Origin of the sequence: Dryocola sharpae, from assembly GCF_051307055.1 — a bacterium.
Classification (GTDB): Bacteria; Pseudomonadota; Gammaproteobacteria; order Enterobacterales; family Enterobacteriaceae; genus Dryocola.
The window spans coordinates 3,621,333-3,637,379 of the sequence record NZ_CP149994.1; the positions used below are offsets into that span (position 1 = coordinate 3,621,333).

The following is a 16,047-nucleotide window of genomic DNA, read 5'->3' on the forward strand; positions in this document are numbered from 1 at the left end:
AGTCATTAATTAAAACATTTTTATCAGAGATAATTTTCTTTCAAGCCAATAATTGATGATAACTTATTTTAAATGATATTTTATTAGCGTTACGATTTTGCTTACCGAACAGAGCCCTTACCAAAATAATCATTCATAATCAATTTGTTACATATGATCATGCACTAATTAATCGTGAACCCTAAAGAATAGAGACGCGGAACTGATTGCAATCAGGGATCGGCTTTTTCGATAAACGGTATAAAGCCCTTTGAAAGGTAGCGCAGTTTGGTAGCACTATGCTCAACGTTCCCGGGAACGAAGACAGTGTGAACCGTTTACTACGTGCGCATTTTGCACACCGAACCGGGAAGCTAAACTAACCTTCTGTATTATCGCGTGTGCGAGAGCGTTTTCAGGTAAGTTAAGCGCTATATGCTTCCGATATTTTTGAAAAAATTAAAGGGTAACCGCGCAGTAAAAAAATAACTGCCGCCACTGCTGGCGGCATTTATCGTTAAGCGTTAACTCAGGGTTGAGGTGGCCAATTTATCTCCTTTTGGCGAGGGCCCGCACCACAGTTCGTCATAGCTGTAACCGGTGAGGTCCTCCACAATATGGCGCGCTTCAGGCGTCACATCTTGTTTAAGTCCGTTTGCCTTCAGCCGCTCAATCTCGCTCACAAAAATCATATGCGTCCGCTTGTTCAGGTGGAAGGTCAGCGCCTGCCAGAGCGCAATCAGCAGCAGCGCGGCGGTACCAACAAACAGCAGCAGCGCAATAGTTGTGACCGCTTCCTGCGGCTGTACCTGGCTACCCTTCACGAAGCCACCGCTTTGCAGCAGCAGACCGACAGCAAAGGTTGCAATAGCTACCGTCGTCTTGCGTGAGAAGGTCATAACCGCAGCAAACAGGCCTTCGCGGCGCTGGCGGGTGATCATTTCGTCGATATCCGGAATAAACGGGAAGACGTTCCAGGGGGTAAATTCCAGCACGCAGCGCCCAATTTGATACACAGCGGCGAGAAGCACCAGCAGCATGACTTTATGCTCGGTCGGGAACTGGTAAACCAGGAAGAAGCCGCCCAGGCACAGCATCATTAAGCTGTAAGCGAATACGTAAAGACGGGACGGACCGTACTTAATGATGGCCATACCCGCCAGCAGCGTTACCGGCAGCCCGACAATACTCATCGACAACAGCGTTCCCGCAAGCGAGGATGAAACGTTCAGACAGTAAACGCAGAAGAAGACGAATACGGTGTTGTAGATATCCTTCGCGGTGAAGGAGAAAAGATAGATTGCCAGATGCTTGCGGAATGCGCGAACTTTTAGCGTAGAAGCATACTCTTTCAACAGGCTACCGAGGGCAACAAGCTTCTCGCCAGCGCTCGTGGCTTTACGATCTTTTTCTAACTCAGTCAACATTTCCGGCGTCAGCTCACGCTCCCAGGTAACTTTCCAGGAGATAAAGACACAGAGCATGAACATCACGGCAAAAACCACGCCGTTGATCAGATAAGCTTCGGCATTCTTTTCACCGAGCTGGCCAATCAGCACGCCCGGAATAAAGGTCGCAAGGAAAGTGCCGGAAGCTGAAAGAAACATACGACAGGTCGAAAGCTTGGTACGGTCATTGAAGTCTTTGGTCATCTCAGAAGGTAATGTTTCCCAGGGAATCAATACCACTGCGGCGATAATCTCAAACGCCAGGTAGACGGAAAGATAGAACCAGTAGTTCATGCCGTTTAGCCACAGCAGGATATAAACCAGCATTAGCGGCGCGCCGATCAACAGGAAGAAACGACGGCGGCCAAACTTCTTGCCCAGGTAGTTCTTATAAAAATGGTCGGTGATGCTGCCCATAAACAGGCTAACGACCGCATCGACAATACGGGCGATGGCAACAATGGATGCCGCTTCAACCGGCGATAAGCCAACGAAGGTGGTGTAGAAGAAAAGCAGCCATGCGCCAATAACGGTAAATGCTCCGCCGCCCATTATATCCGTCATACCGTAGCCGATGCTGACGGGAATTGTGACTTTTCTGCTCTTACGCATCATAGTTTATCCCTGAATCTGGCCTGTCAAAAACGAAAATAGCGGCGGGCGTTTTCCACGCATATGCCGCGAATCATGGAATCAAGGATTCCGTTATCTTCCGGCACTTCCCCTCTTTCCACCCAGCCGCCGATCAGATCGCAAAGGATGCGGCGGAAATAATCGTGTCGGGTGTAGGAGACAAAGCTGCGTGAATCGGTGAGCATGCCTATAAAGTTTGACAGCAGGCCTTGATCGGCAAGGGTGTTGAGCTGATTAACCATGCCGCGTCGCGTATCGTTAAACCACCAGCCGGAGCCGAATTGCAGCGGGGATTTCACTCCCTCTTCGCCGCTCTGGAAGTTTGCGATGGCAGAAGCGACCACATCGTTGTAGCTGGCGTTGAGGTTATAGAGGATAGTTTTTGGCAAACCTTTATTTTCAGTCATCGCGCTTAGCAACGCATTCAGACTTGCCGCCAGATGCGTTTGATCGCCAATGGAATCAAAGCCGCTATTGATGCCGACCTGTTCGAGCATTAACGCGTTATTGTTACGAATGGCGCCAAAGTGGATCTGCATCGCCCAGTCGCGCTGTTTATACATTTTGGCTAATGCGACAAAGATAGCGCTGTCCCACGCCTGAAGCTCATCATCACCCAGCGCTTCGCCCGCCAGACGACGCTCAAACAGCGCAACTTGCCCGGCCTCGTCAAGCCTGTGGAAACGCAGCGCCAGCGGACCGTGATCGGAAACCCGGCAGCCGGTAGTGTGGAAAAATTCCACTCGCGCTTCGAGCGCCGCCAGGAATTCGCTATGGGAGGTTATCGCGATGCCGGTTTTCTGTGCCAGACGGGAAATAAAATCCAGGAAACGATCCGGGTCAGTTTCGAACAGTTCATCCGGCCGGAAGGTCGGCAACACGAGCGTGGAAAAATCCGCTTTTTTTGACAGTAGCTGGTGATATTCCAGATCGTCCAGCGGGCCATCCGTTGTGCAAAGCGCCTCAACGTTTGAGCGTTGAATTAATGCCTGGGGTAAAAAATCCTTATGGCGCAGCTGTTCATTGCACCGTTCCATAATGCTACGCCAGTTTTTGCTGCTTAAAGTTTCATCGATATGAAAGTAATTTTTTAGCTCAAGGTGAGTCCAGTGATATAACGGATTGCCAAAACTGGCCTCAACGGTTTGCGCCCACGCCTCAAATTTCTCTTCTGCCGGCGCGTCCCCGGTAATTTTCCGCTCCGGAATTCCGTTTGCGCGCATAGCGCGCCATTTGTAGTGGTCGCCTTCCAGCCAGAGTTGGGTAATGTCATTAAAAGCTTTATTTTCCCAGATGGCTTTAGCTTCAAGATGGCAGTGGTAATCAATAACAGGCAACGTTTTTGCCACTTCAGAATACAACCGCCGTCCCGGTTCGTTATTTATCATGAAACAGCTATTAATCATCGTCATCGTAGCTCCACACAAGGATTATGTTTCGGTAAACCATATCCGCCCGCTACTGAAATTTTTGCGCAAATGGTTTTTGTGGCGCTCACGTTACACCTGTCATTTTCTTTGAGTCTACTACCATACAAGAATGCGTAGGAAAATTGTGACTCAAGTCATACTATCCTGCCGTTGGTAAAAATAAGGGGAATAACCCTGGGGAAAATCAATAAATTTTGCTGCCATAAACGTTATGGAAGAGGCCAATGAATTAATACAGCGTGTTCACTATATTTTATCAATTCCACAACTCATAAATAAATTATTCGGCTGTGAAACTCGGGCAGCGCGATGGAAGCGCCTTTTTCTCCGTTGCCATCGTTAATTTTTTTCACAATAGGGTTGATCAAAGCGCGATTGCTGAATACCCTAGAAAAAAGATACTAGTATGGTACTATTTTCAGCAGGACATAACGCGATGAATAAGGTGGATGCGAAATGCAGATGACAATGCGCTGGTTTGGGCCACAGGAAGATAAGATCCCGCTGGAGCATATCCGGCAGGTGCCGGGAGTGGAAGGTGTGGTGGGAGCGCTGTATGACGTTCCGCCAGGAGAAGTCTGGCCGGTTGAAAAAATTAAAGCGCTAATCGAGCAGGCGCACGGCGCCGGGCTGAAAATGGAAGTCATTGAAAGCGTCAATATTCACGATGACATCAAAATCGGCGCGCCAGCACGCGACCGCTACATTGAAAACTATAAACAGACCATCCGTAATCTGGCCGGCTTCGGCATAAAGGTCATCTGTTATAATTTCATGCCGGTATTTGACTGGATGAAAACGGACATGAACTACGTTCTGCCAGATGGCTCTTTGACCATGGCTTTTGAAAAGCATGGTATTGATAAGTCACTGGAAGAAGTTGTAAAGGAAGTGCTGGATAACTCTAACGGCTTTGCCTTACCGGGCTGGGAACCTGAGCGCCTGGCAAAAGTACAGGAATTATTCGCCCGCTATAGCGATGTGGATGACGATAAGCTGCGGGAAAATCTGTTTTATTTCCTCCGGGAAGTGATTCCGGTTTGTGAAGAGGTCGGTGTGAAGATGGCGATTCATCCGGACGATCCGCCATACTCTATTTTTGGTCTGCCACGCATTGTAAAAAATCATGCCGATCTGGCGATGATTTGCGATACCGTAGATTCGCCAGCGAACGGCATCACGCTATGCACAGGATCCATCGCTGAAGATCCGGATAATAATGTATATGAGATCCTTGCCAAATTTACTCGCCGTAAGCGTATTCACTTTGCCCACGTCCGTAATATTAAGCTGATCAAGGATAAAGACTTCTACGAATCAGCGCATCCATCGCAGTACGGTTCTCTGGATATGTACCGCGTTATGCAGGCGCTGCATGACAACGGTTTTGATGGCTATATCCGTCCGGATCACGGTCGCTTCATTTGGGGCGAAACGGGCCGCCCGGGATACGGTCTTTACGATCGCGCTTTGGGCGTAACCTATCTGCTGGGGCTCTGGGAAGCGCTGAGTAAAAAAGGGCAGTAATAAACTGCCACGTTTCTGCTAAAAAACCAGCCATGCGGCTGGTTTTTACTCTTATCCGCACAGCTGGAGCTCAACGCTTAGCCGTACTTACCACCTGCCCAAATCCTTTGCCGTCCAGCTGCGCTTCCGGTGCGGCAAAGAAATCGATATTGAAATAGGTATCATCGGTCAGCAGCTCGATGCGATGCCAGTACTGCGGCGGGCTTACGCCAAAACAGCCTTCATTAATGACTACCTCAATTTCCGGCGTGGTGTCATTTTCGTTTTTAAAGCCGATGTACTTTACCGCCCCGGCCATCACGGAAAGGCGGCCATAGACATCTTTTTTGGTGTTGTGGTGAGTGAGCAGCGCTTTCGGTACGGAGTCTTTATTCCAGAAAGGTGTGGAACGGGTATGTTTGTAATCTGCCGGGATGCGATGTGCCATGAGGTTCTCCACAGTGTAAATGAAATCTATTCTTATTAAAGCAATACGCATGCCAGAACTATAAGCCGTTGTTTAACATGTGAATACATCTACTTGCATGCAGCGGGCGAGTCATAATGACTATGCCAAAATGGTCCGATTGACTCAGCAATGTCATTTTGACCACACGCCGACAGGTAAGATGCAGCATGCGTTACTTGCGGATGCGCTATGCCTGTAAGAGGGCGGGCAGTGTAGCGCTAAGCGTAGTTCACGGTGAGATGGGCAACCAGCGATAAGGCCCGCCCGGTTTAAGCTTCTTTTTATCACAGTGTGATCCACCTTCACCATTGAGCCTCTTCGCCTGGGGTTAAGCAGCTGTACGGAGTAAAATGGAACAATGTTTTAAAACCCTATCAATTCGCTAAGGAGTCATTATGTCTTATCAGGCTTCCCCCTCCCGTTATGAATCCATGCAGTATCGCCGTTGCGGCCGCAGCGGTCTGAAATTACCCGCCCTTTCCCTCGGCCTGTGGCATAATTTTGGGTATATCAGCAATCTGGAATCACAACGTGCGCTGCTGCATAAAGCGTTTGATTCAGGCATCACCCATTTTGATTTAGCCAATAATTACGGCCCTCCTCCCGGTTCGGCTGAAGAGAACTTTGGCCGCCTGCTGCGCCAGGATTTTGCGGCTTATCGCGATGAGCTGATTATCTCGACCAAAGCCGGTTACGACATGTGGCCGGGCCCGTACGGCTCCGGCGGCTCGCGCAAATACCTGCTGGCAAGCCTTGATCAAAGCCTGCAGCGCATGGGACTCGACTATGTCGATATCTTCTATTCGCACCGCGTTGATGAAAATACGCCGATGGAAGAAACCGCTTCGGCGTTAGCCCAGGCCGTGCAAAGCGGTAAAGCGTTATATGTCGGCATCTCTTCTTATTCCCCGGAACGCACGCAGCAAATCGCCGGGATGCTACGCGAGTGGAAAATTCCGTTACTCATCCATCAGCCCTCCTACAATCTGCTAAACCGCTGGGTTGATAAGAGCGGCCTGCTGGATACGCTTGAACAAAACGGTACGGGCTGTATTGCCTTTACGCCGCTGGCCCAGGGCCTGTTGACCGGAAAATACCTGCACGGTATTCCAGACGGATCGCGTATGCAGGCCGAAGGGAAAAAAGCACGCGGGCTGACGGAAAATATGCTTTCTGAAGCCAACCTGAACAGCCTGCGTTTGCTTAATGAGATGGCGCAACGGCGCGGGCAGACCATGGCGCAAATGGCGCTTAGCTGGCTGCTGAAAGATGAAAGGGTAACGTCCGTTTTGATTGGCGCAAGCCGCCCGGAGCAGCTGGAAGAGAATGTGAAAGCGCTGGAGAATCTGCGTTTCAGCGCCGAAGAGCTCAGCGCCATAGATAAACACGTGGCGGATGGCGAGCTGAATCTCTGGCAGGCTTCTTCAGACAAATAACCTTCCGGCGGGTGGCGCCTTTGCTTACCCGCCCTGTCGATCTCAGCGTGTCGCTATACGTCGGCCAGGTCTATGACAGGACGCTGGTAATGCGGCCAGACCAGGGCCACCAGAGCGGGATACGCCTCGTGGCTTAATTCATTGAAGCACTGCCGTAAATTGAGCACTTCTATATCGCAGAGAGAAACATGCTCTCCTTCAGCACAGCGCTTTTTGATATTGTCATAATATTTATATACTGCTGAATTCAAATCGCTGCACCGCCGCTGGGCATTAAATAATTCCGGGCTGGTGGTCAGCTCATCAATGCGCATTCTTTTTATGGTGGCATAAGTAAAGTCGATATATTCGCTATTGACGCGCCAGAAGTAATCCGGAGTAATACGAGACATCAGCATTGAAAAATAGTCTTCGCGTTCTTCAGCGCTGCTGGCAGAAAGCTCTTTTAATTTCCCTGAAGTCGCGCTTTCCTGCGCGGGGGACATCTCTTTCATTAACAGCAGTACGATGCATAACAACATCAGCAGGGTCACAATGAAATAGAAAACGCTGTGCATCAGAAACTCCTGTGTTTTTTACTGTAGAATTAAGGCATCATAATATTGACATTCCGCCCCAAAATGCGTCCAGCAGGCTTTTGATATTAAAGGACACTACCCAATGTTGCCCAACAGTTTTATGCCGTGGCGCTTTCAGGTTCTGACCATGAAAGACGACAGCGACAGCGCAAGAAATAGCGAGTTGAACGGCCAGGTTCAGGAGAGACTTTCAGCGCTTGAAAAAACCATACTAAGCGGTAAACATTATGCCGGAGTTGCAAAAAACTCGCTACTGGAAGAAACGGACAAGCATATTAAAGAGCGCCTGCTGTGCGCCGCAAAAATTGCAACCCTGGCCGCGGTGATCAACGAACTGTGCGAGCAAGAAAAGCTCAGTCCGGCCGATCTGCATATGTTAATAGAGGACAAAACGTCAGCTATCAGGCTAAAAGAAGAACAGATCTGGCTAAACCAACTTACCCAGGAAAAAAACTGGCCGTTATTTTATTCTTTTGAGGATTAACGGATATGGCAGAAGAAAAGCAATTCCCGCAGCCGGGAAATAACGTTCAGGACAGTGAAAACGATTTTGAATTTGCCTTAAATGAAAATATCAACGCGCTGGTTCTTTTGAAGAATGAAAATATTGCCCGATATACTCAGGAAAATACGGATATCACTTCCGCGCTGGTGGATCTTAAGTGGAAAAATCGCCGTGAGATCTATCCGATGAGAGTTAAGGAAGAAGTTTACGGCGCAGTATTAAGTGAAATTATCGCCAGCCAACCGCGTTTAAAGCAGATGATAATAGCGCGGCTGGAGGCAAACTATCAGCAGCTCAGGAAGAACGAGGCGCAGACGTTATCCATTACGCGCGGATTGATTGAAGGGACTTACCGGACGCCAAATTTATAGCGGATAAGCTATCGCTTACCCGCTATGCAGCGCGGCATCGCTGATAATTGCGGTCACCTCGGCCCTGTCGCCAATTCTGACCTCGCCCGCCCGCTCAAGTTTGCTTTTGTCGATTAACAGCAGGGACTGGGCGGCGCGCCGAAGCAGCGTCGTTTTGTATTCCGCATTCCAGCTTCGCGTATCCCATAGCGTGCCGTTCACATCAACCCCTTCGCAGGAAAAGACGAACAAATCTATATCAATATTTTTAAGCAGCGGGGCCAGCGGCGCATCAATATAACAGGCGTATTTACGCTGCAACATGCCGCCGGTGCTGACGAGCTGAATATGCTCGCGCTTCGCCAAAAGCTGGCAGATACGCTCGCTATTGGTAAACACGGTAAGAGGAATATCCGGGAGTAAACGGGCCAGATACCAGCAGGTTGAACTGGCGTCCAGGGCTATTACCATGCCTTCGCTTACCCAGGCTAACGCGCGGCGGGCAATAGCAGCTTTACCGTGGAGATGACTTTTCTGACGCTCGATAAACGGGTCGCCGCTGTCGCCGGTACCACGGCTAATATGCCTGGCTCGCCCGTGCTGGCGGATAAGCTTGCCCTGCTTTTGCAGGTAATCCAGATCGCGCCGTACCGTTTCAAGGCTCACTTCCAGCAGGCGCGCCAGCTGCTGCGTGGTCAGGTTTTCGTATTGCTCAAGAAGCTGAATCAGCTCCTCATGACGTGCGGTTTTCATTCATCCTCCTCTGCATGGCGAACGCGCCGCTTTTACCATAGGGGAATATCAACCGGACGGTAAACGTTTTAATGCCTTGTTATCAGCCTGCCTCTAAGTTGAATAGAGCCAGCAAGCCGCCCTCCCTGCGCTGGCCGCCCGCACCAGGAATAAACTGGAACGGTTAGACATTTCAGCAAAAACAACCAGGCTTTAAGGATGTGAAACAAAACGGAGAATGACCAATGGCAAATCACCAGTCCGAAATACAGGATCCGCGCAATCAATATCACACCGGCGAGTATCCGCAGCAGAAACAACCGGCGCCGGGAGTGCAGGCGAAGATGAATCCGGTTCCCGACTGCGGTGAGAGCAGCTATGTCGGCAGCGGGCGACTGAAGGGGCGCAAAGCGCTGGTAACCGGCGGTGATTCAGGCATTGGCCGTGCAGCCGCCATTGCTTATGCGCGTGAAGGCGCGGACGTTGTGATTAACTATCTTCCCGCTGAGCAGGAAGATGCCGAGCAGGTGAAGGTTCTGATCGAAGAGGCAGGCCGCAAAGCGGTGCTGATCCCGGGCGATCTGAGCGATGAAAAATTTGCCCGCTCTCTGGTGCAGCAGGCTATTAAGGAGCTGGGCGGGCTGGATATTCTGGCGCTGGTGGCCGGTAAGCAAACGGCGGTGGAAGAGATTGCCGAACTGACCAGCGAGCAGTTCCAGAAGACCTATGCGGTAAACGTTTTTGCGCTCTTCTGGATAACTCAGGAAGCCCTTCCCCATCTGCAGCCCGGCGCGAGCATTATCACCACATCGTCAATCCAGGCTTATCAGCCAAGCCCGCATCTGCTGGACTACGCTTCAACCAAGGCTGCAATTCTGAACTATAGCCGTGGGCTGGCCAAACAGGTGGCGGAGAAAGGAATTCGCGTAAACGTTGTGGCACCGGGCCCCATCTGGACCGCCCTGCAGATTTCCGGCGGCCAGACCCAGGAGAAGATACCGAAGTTCGGCCAGCAGACGCCGATGAAACGCGCCGGGCAGCCAGCAGAGCTTGCGCCAGTGTATGTTTATCTGGCAAGCCAGGAATCAAGCTATGTTACTGCGGAGGTGCACGGCGTGTGCGGCGGGGAACATTTAGGCTAAAAAAAATGGCGTGGTTGCTACCACGCCATTTTATTGTGCACCACGGTTTTACCGGGCTTTGGTGACTTCCTGTCCTACCAGCCCAATCTTCAGATATCCTGCCTGATGCAGCGTATCCATCACGTTCATCATCGTCTCGTAATCAACCGTTTTATCCGCGCGGAAGAAGATAGTGGTCTCTTTCTTACCCTCGGTGGCGGCGGTAAGCACGTTGATCATGTTTTCTTTCGTCACTTCTTCATTGCCTACAAACATGGTGTTATCGGCTTTAACGGAGAGATAAACAGGCTTTTCCGGGCGCGGCTGCGGCTGGCTGGAAGAGGCCGGAAGATTCACCTTCACGTCCACGGTCGCCAGCGGCGCGGCCACCATAAAGATGATCAGCAGAACCAGCATTACGTCGATAAAAGGCGTAACGTTGATTTCATGCATTTCACCGTTATCGTCGAGATTTTCGTTAAGACGCATCGCCATTGGGGATCAACCTACACGCAGTTTCTGAGCCGGACGAACAGGACGCGCCTGCGAGCTGGCTTCAAGATCCAGATCGCGGCTTTGCAGCAGCAGAACCTGTGCCGCGACGTCGCCCAGGGACGCTTTGTGACCGCCAATCATCCGCGCAAAAATGTTATAGATAACCACCGCAGGGATAGCCGCAATCAGGCCAATCGCCGTCGCCAGCAGGGCTTCTGCAATGCCGGGCGCCACGACCGCAAGGTTCGTCGTTTGCGTCTGCGCAATGCCGATAAAGCTGTTCATGATGCCCCATACCGTACCAAACAGGCCGACGAACGGGGAGATTGCGCCGATGGTGGCGAGGAAACCGTTGCCGCGGCCCATATGACGGCCAAAGGCGGCGACGCGGCGTTCAAGGCGGAACCCCGTACGCTCTTTAATACCTTCGTTATCTTCGCTTCCTGCGGAAAGCTCCAGTTCATTGCGGGCTTCGTTAATTAACACCGTGCTGAGGCTTTTAGGACCGAAAGCCGCTGCCGTTTCGCAGGCTTCATCCAGCGAGCGAGCGTTTGCTAACTGCTGCTGTTCACGCTTGATGCGGCGCTTTTGCGACAACAGCTCAACGCTTTTGCTAAAGAAGATGGCCCAGGTAACGACGGAGGCCAGAATCAGGCCGATCATCACAATTTTTACCACGATGTCGGCATGCTGATACATACCCCAGACGGAGAGATCCGTCTGCATCAAATTATTCGTCACTCTTACTCTCCACCGCGAAAATAATACAAAATCTGAGCATAATAATATCAAAACGGCATCGAATTGATAGTAGTTCTCATTAGTATTTACAGAGTGCCTGAAATTGTCTATTCATTCCTTGCGTTTACGCAGTAAAAGCAGGCGACCGCCGGATTTTCAGCTTTTTTTGCCAACCTCCGGAAACGGCATAAGGCATGCCGTGTAAACCATGATAAGTTATGTTTAGACATCCAGAAGGTTAAACGGAGTAGCAGAAATGGCAGCGAAGCACATTGAAACGGCGCTGATAAATGCCGGACGCGATAAAAAATTTACCCAGGGCTCGGTCAACAGCGTCGTTCAGCGCGCTTCATCTTTGGTCTTTGAAACGGTGGAAGCCAAAAGGCAGGCCACGGCTAACCGGGCAAAGGGCGAGTTATTTTACGGGCGTCGCGGCACCCTCACCCATTTTTCTTTGCAGGAAGCGATGTGCGAGCTGGAAGGCGGCGCAGGCTGTGCGCTCTACCCTTGCGGCGCCGCCGCCGTGGCGAACGCTATTCTGGCCTTTGTGGAACAGGGCGATAACGTGCTGATGACCGGCACGGCCTACGAACCAAGCCAGGATTTCTGCACTAAAATCCTCGCCAGGCTTGGCGTGACTACTACCTGGTTCGACCCTTTAGCTGGTGCGGGCATCGCGGATCTGGTGCAGCCTGATACCAAAGTCGTTTTCCTTGAGTCCCCCGGTTCCATCACTATGGAAGTTCACGACATACCGGCGATAGTGAAGGCGGTTCGCGGCGTGGCGCCTGAAGCTGTCATCATGATAGATAACACCTGGGCGGCGGGCATCTTATTTAAAGCGCTGGATTTCGGTATCGATATCTCTATTCAGGCGGGCACCAAATACCTGATAGGGCATTCCGACGCGATGGTCGGCACCGCGGTTTCCAATGCGCGCTGCTGGGATCGGCTGCGTGAGAATTCCTATCTCATGGGCCAGATGCTGGACGCCGACACCGCTTATATGACCAGTCGAGGATTACGCACCCTGAGCGTGCGTTTACGTCAGCATCAGGAAAGCAGTTTAAATATCGCCGAATGGCTGGCGGCACATCCGTTGGTAGAACGCGTGAATCATCCGGCGCTCCCCGGCAGCAAAGGCCATGAATTCTGGAAACGCGACTTTACAGGCAGCAGCGGATTATTCTCCTTCGTGCTGAAACAGCGCTTAAATGACGAACAGCTTCAGCGCTACCTCAACCATTTCCAGTATTTCAGCATGGCCTATTCCTGGGGCGGTTATGAATCGCTTATCCTTGCCAACCAGCCGGAGGAATTAGCGGAAATTCGCCCGGCGGGCGGTATTGATTTTTCAGGAACCTTAGTACGCGTCCATATCGGGCTGGAAAATGTAGAGGATCTGCGGGCCGATCTTGAAGCAGGTTTCCGGCGCATCGCCTGAATTTGCCGGATCTGGAGAGCAAAACGGACAAGAATTCGTTTGCCGCTGTGATTTGTTGAGCCCGCGATCAAGGTGCTACGGGCTTTTTAGCGTTACACTGTATTTAAAATAAGGTGCGTCTTACTTCAGACGCGCTGTCTAAGCGGTTCCACAGGATTTTCCATGGCTGTAATACAAAATATCGTCCAGGCGCTTTGGCAACATGACTTTGCCGCCCTGGCAGACCCTCATGTGATTAATGTTGTCTATTGCGTCATGTTTGCGACGCTGTTTCTGGAAAATGGGCTGCTGCCGGCGTCGTTTCTGCCCGGAGACAGCCTGCTACTGCTGGCGGGCGCGCTGGTGGCCAAAGGGGTAATGGATTTCGTCCCGACAATGATGATTCTCACCACGGCTGCAAGCCTCGGCTGCTGGCTGAGCTATTTGCAGGGCCGCTGGCTGGGAAACACCAGGACGGTAAGAAACTGGCTGGGACAGCTGCCCGTCCAGTATCACCACAGAGCTACCCATATGTTCGACAAACACGGGCTGCTGGCGCTGCTCGCCGGACGTTTCCTGGCGTTTGTACGTACCCTGCTGCCAACCATGGCGGGCATTTCCGGTCTCAGCAATCGCCGTTTCCAGTTCTTCAACTGGCTGAGCGCGCTGCTGTGGGTTGGCGTGGTGACCAGCTTCGGCTATGCGCTAAGCATGATTCCATTTGTGAAGCGCCATGAAGATCAGGTGATGACCTTCCTGATGATCCTGCCCGTCGTTCTGCTGGTTGCCGGTTTGATCGGCACGCTGTTCGTGGTGCTCAAAAAAAAAGTTAGGCTCGCGTAAATAGTTTCCCGACCCCGGCCATGCTTGCCGGGGTTTTTACATCGTGCGCATACGCGCCACATCCTCACCCGGCGTTACGCCGAAATAGCGCTTAAACTCGCGGCTAAACTGCGATGCGCTTTCATATCCCACTCGCACCGCCGCGGCGCTGGCTTTTAGTCCGTCATGCAAAATCAGCATGCGCGCCTTGTGCAGCCGATAGCTTTTCAGGTATTGCAGCGGCGAAGTGCTGGTTACCGATTTAAAATTATGGTGAAACGCCGAGACGCTCATGTTTGCCTCAGCGGCAAGCTGGTCAACGGACAGGTTCTCGGTGTACTGGGTTTCGATACGTCGAAGCACGCGGCTTATCAGGCTGAAGTGCGTCTGACGGCTGACCAGCGCCAGCAGCGCCCCGCCTCGCGGTCCGGTGAGAATATGGTAGAGAATTTCACGGATAATCTGCCTGCCAAGTATACGCGCATCCAGCGGACGCTCGAGCACATCTAACAGGCGCTCCGCCGCACAAAGAATCTCCTCCGACAGCTCGGCTGAGTTAATCCCCGTAGAACAGGCCTGCGGATGGAAGCGATCGTCCTCGCCGATATCCATCAGCAGATCCTGAAGCTGCAGAATATCGATATTTATGCCCACGCCCGCCAGCGGCACCTCCGGCGTGGCGAAAGTTTCACATTCGAAGGGTAAAGGCACGGTGAGCAGAAGATATTCGTTGGCGTCGTAGCGAAACACGCGATCGTTGATATAGCCCGTTTTATGCCCGGAAAAGAGAATCACTATTCCTGGCTCGTACATTACCGGCGTTCGGGCATTGGGCTTTGTACCGTACAGCAGGCGCACGCCAGGAATTGCCTGCAGCGCGCTATTTTCATTTTTTATCAAATGATTAATCTTCTGCGTCAGCTGCTGGCAAATCGTTTTCCGGTTCATCTATATCCGCTCCACAAGGCTTTTTTGACTATATCAGTGTGCGATGAATCGCTTTTTTTCTCCAGTCCTCTGGAGGATTAGGCAAGACAAAGGCAGGAATATGCATTGAGAGATAACGCCCGTGGGCCGACAATGAACGCCATCAAAAAGCGACAAGCCAACTCTGTTTCACCCACCTGACGGGAACCTGATAATGAATAACTTTAATCTGCATACTCCAACCCGCATCCTGTTCGGTAAAGGCGCAATCGCCGAATTACGCGACCAGATCCCTGCGAAAGCCCGCGTGCTTATCACCTACGGCGGCGGCAGCGTGAAGAAAAACGGCGTGCTGGATCAGGTTTACAGCGCGCTGGAAGGTCTGGACGTGCTGGAGTTCAGCGGCATCGAGCCAAATCCAACCTACGAAACGCTGATGAAAGCGGTCGAAGTGGTGCGTAAAGAGAACGTGACTTTCCTGCTGGCGGTCGGCGGTGGCTCCGTTCTGGACGGCACCAAATTCATCGCCGCTGCGGCGAACTATCCGCAGGAAAACGATCCGTGGAATATCCTGCTGACTCGCGGCGATGACGTTGAAAGCGCCATCCCGATGGGCTCCGTGCTGACGCTGCCGGCAACTGGTTCTGAATCAAATAAGGGCGCCGTGGTTTCTCGCCGTGCTACCGGTGACAAACAGGCATTTATGTCTGAGCACGTTCAGCCCGTCTTCGCTGTTCTCGATCCGGTTTACACCTATACCCTGCCTCCGCGTCAGGTTGCAAACGGCGTAGTGGATGCCTTCGTGCACACCGTTGAGCAGTACATCACTTACCCGGTAAACGCAAAAGTCCAGGACCGCTTTGCAGAAGGCATCTTATTAACGCTGATCGAAGACGGTCCGATTGCGCTGAAGGAGCCAGAGAACTACGACGTGCGGGCCAACGTAATGTGGGCCGCCACCATGGCGCTGAACGGTCTGATTGGGGCTGGCGTACCGCAGGACTGGGCAACGCATATGCTGGGCCACGAGTTGACCGCGATGCACGGCCTGGATCACGCGCAAACGCTGGCGGTTGTGTTACCTTCCCTGCTGAACGAAAAACGTGCGGAGAAACACGCCAAACTGCTGCAGTACGCACAACGCGTCTGGAATATCACCAGCGGTAGCGAAGAAGAGCGTATTGATGCCGCCATCGAGGCAACGCGTCATTTCTTCGAGCAAATGGGCGCGCCGACTCGTCTTTCCGCTTACGATCTGGACGGCAGCACTATCCCTGCGCTGCTGGCCAAACTTGAAGAGAAAGGCATGACGCAGCTCGGCGAGAACCAGGACATTACGCTGGATGTAAGCCGTCGCATCTACGAAGCGGCGCGCTAAGTAATTTAGCCATTTGGTTTTCGTTTTCGGGTATTTGGTCCAGACTTAAATGCAATTGTTACACCGGGGCCTGG

16 protein-coding genes are annotated in these 16,047 nt (G+C 51.8%); 8 read left to right on the forward strand and 8 right to left on the reverse strand.

The window, feature by feature from the left end; translation table 11 throughout:
- Nucleotides 1–503: 503 nt before the first annotated feature.
- Nucleotides 504–2,042: an MFS transporter gene (locus WLO31_RS17245; RefSeq protein WP_435927844.1), complete on the reverse strand. Its 1,539-nt coding sequence runs from the start codon at nt 2,040–2,042 to the stop codon at nt 504–506.
- Between the two features lie 23 nt (nt 2,043–2,065).
- Entirely contained in the window at nt 2,066–3,472 is a 1,407-nt protein-coding gene (gene uxaC / locus WLO31_RS17250; RefSeq protein WP_435927845.1) for a glucuronate isomerase, read from the reverse strand.
- Nucleotides 3,473–3,946: 474 nt separating this feature from the next.
- Between uxaC and uxuA the strand changes: the two genes are divergently transcribed.
- Nucleotides 3,947–5,017, forward strand: a complete 1,071-nt coding sequence (gene uxuA / locus WLO31_RS17255; RefSeq protein WP_435927846.1) for a mannonate dehydratase — start codon at nt 3,947–3,949, stop codon at nt 5,015–5,017.
- A gap of 70 nt (nt 5,018–5,087) precedes the next feature.
- Here the strand turns inward: uxuA and WLO31_RS17260 are convergent, their stop codons facing one another.
- Complete coding sequence (locus tag WLO31_RS17260; protein WP_435927847.1) at nt 5,088–5,444, reverse strand: DUF1971 domain-containing protein; 357 nt, start codon at nt 5,442–5,444, stop codon at nt 5,088–5,090.
- A gap of 416 nt (nt 5,445–5,860) precedes the next feature.
- Between WLO31_RS17260 and WLO31_RS17265 the strand changes: the two genes are divergently transcribed.
- Nucleotides 5,861–6,901 carry an aldo/keto reductase gene (locus WLO31_RS17265; RefSeq protein ID WP_435927848.1) on the forward strand — a complete coding sequence of 347 codons (1,041 nt, stop codon included), beginning with the start codon at nt 5,861–5,863 and terminating at the stop codon, nt 6,899–6,901.
- A gap of 53 nt (nt 6,902–6,954) precedes the next feature.
- On the opposite strand, the gene WLO31_RS17270 is transcribed toward WLO31_RS17265, so the two are convergent.
- The gene (locus tag WLO31_RS17270; protein WP_435927849.1) at nt 6,955–7,458 is read right to left on the reverse strand and encodes an ESA_00282 family adhesion-associated protein; all 504 of its coding nucleotides are present in this window, start codon (nt 7,456–7,458) and stop codon (nt 6,955–6,957) included.
- 148 nt (nt 7,459–7,606) lie between these two features.
- Between WLO31_RS17270 and WLO31_RS17275 the strand changes: the two genes are divergently transcribed.
- Both WLO31_RS17275 and WLO31_RS17280 read left to right on the forward strand, forming a co-directional pair.
- On the forward strand, nt 7,607–7,963 hold the full coding sequence (locus WLO31_RS17275) for a hypothetical protein (protein ID WP_435927850.1): 357 nt from the start codon (nt 7,607–7,609) through the stop codon (nt 7,961–7,963).
- 5 nt (nt 7,964–7,968) lie between these two features.
- A complete protein-coding gene (locus WLO31_RS17280; RefSeq protein ID WP_435927851.1) occupies nt 7,969–8,355 on the forward strand; it encodes a cytoplasmic protein in 387 nt (128 codons plus the stop codon).
- Nucleotides 8,356–8,370: 15 nt separating this feature from the next.
- Here WLO31_RS17280 and fucR read toward each other — a convergent pair whose 3' ends face one another.
- Entirely contained in the window at nt 8,371–9,087 is a 717-nt protein-coding gene (gene fucR, locus WLO31_RS17285; RefSeq protein WP_435927852.1) for an L-fucose operon activator, read from the reverse strand.
- 224 nt (nt 9,088–9,311) lie between these two features.
- Here fucR and WLO31_RS17290 point away from each other — a divergent pair, with 224 nt between their 5' ends.
- Nucleotides 9,312–10,208, forward strand: a complete 897-nt coding sequence (locus WLO31_RS17290; protein WP_435927853.1) for an SDR family oxidoreductase — start codon at nt 9,312–9,314, stop codon at nt 10,206–10,208.
- 48 nt (nt 10,209–10,256) lie between these two features.
- On the opposite strand, the gene exbD is transcribed toward WLO31_RS17290, so the two are convergent.
- Both exbD and exbB read right to left on the reverse strand, forming a co-directional pair.
- The gene (gene exbD / locus WLO31_RS17295; RefSeq protein ID WP_435927854.1) at nt 10,257–10,682 is read right to left on the reverse strand and encodes a TonB system transport protein ExbD; all 426 of its coding nucleotides are present in this window, start codon (nt 10,680–10,682) and stop codon (nt 10,257–10,259) included.
- 6 nt (nt 10,683–10,688) lie between these two features.
- Nucleotides 10,689–11,423 carry a tol-pal system-associated acyl-CoA thioesterase gene (exbB, locus tag WLO31_RS17300; protein WP_435927856.1) on the reverse strand — a complete coding sequence of 245 codons (735 nt, stop codon included), beginning with the start codon at nt 11,421–11,423 and terminating at the stop codon, nt 10,689–10,691.
- Nucleotides 11,424–11,679: 256 nt separating this feature from the next.
- Between exbB and metC the strand changes: the two genes are divergently transcribed.
- Both metC and yghB read left to right on the forward strand, forming a co-directional pair.
- A complete protein-coding gene (metC, locus tag WLO31_RS17305) occupies nt 11,680–12,867 on the forward strand; it encodes a cystathionine beta-lyase (protein WP_435927857.1) in 1,188 nt (395 codons plus the stop codon).
- Between the two features lie 162 nt (nt 12,868–13,029).
- Entirely contained in the window at nt 13,030–13,689 is a 660-nt protein-coding gene (gene yghB / locus WLO31_RS17310) for a DedA family general envelope maintenance protein YghB (protein WP_435927858.1), read from the forward strand.
- A gap of 36 nt (nt 13,690–13,725) precedes the next feature.
- Here yghB and WLO31_RS17315 read toward each other — a convergent pair whose 3' ends face one another.
- A complete protein-coding gene (locus tag WLO31_RS17315; RefSeq protein WP_435927859.1) occupies nt 13,726–14,616 on the reverse strand; it encodes an AraC family transcriptional regulator in 891 nt (296 codons plus the stop codon).
- Between the two features lie 193 nt (nt 14,617–14,809).
- On the opposite strand from WLO31_RS17315, the gene yqhD reads away from it, so the two are divergent.
- Nucleotides 14,810–15,973, forward strand: a complete 1,164-nt coding sequence (gene yqhD / locus WLO31_RS17320; protein ID WP_435927860.1) for an alcohol dehydrogenase — start codon at nt 14,810–14,812, stop codon at nt 15,971–15,973.
- The last annotated feature ends 74 nt before the right edge of the window (nt 15,974–16,047 follow it).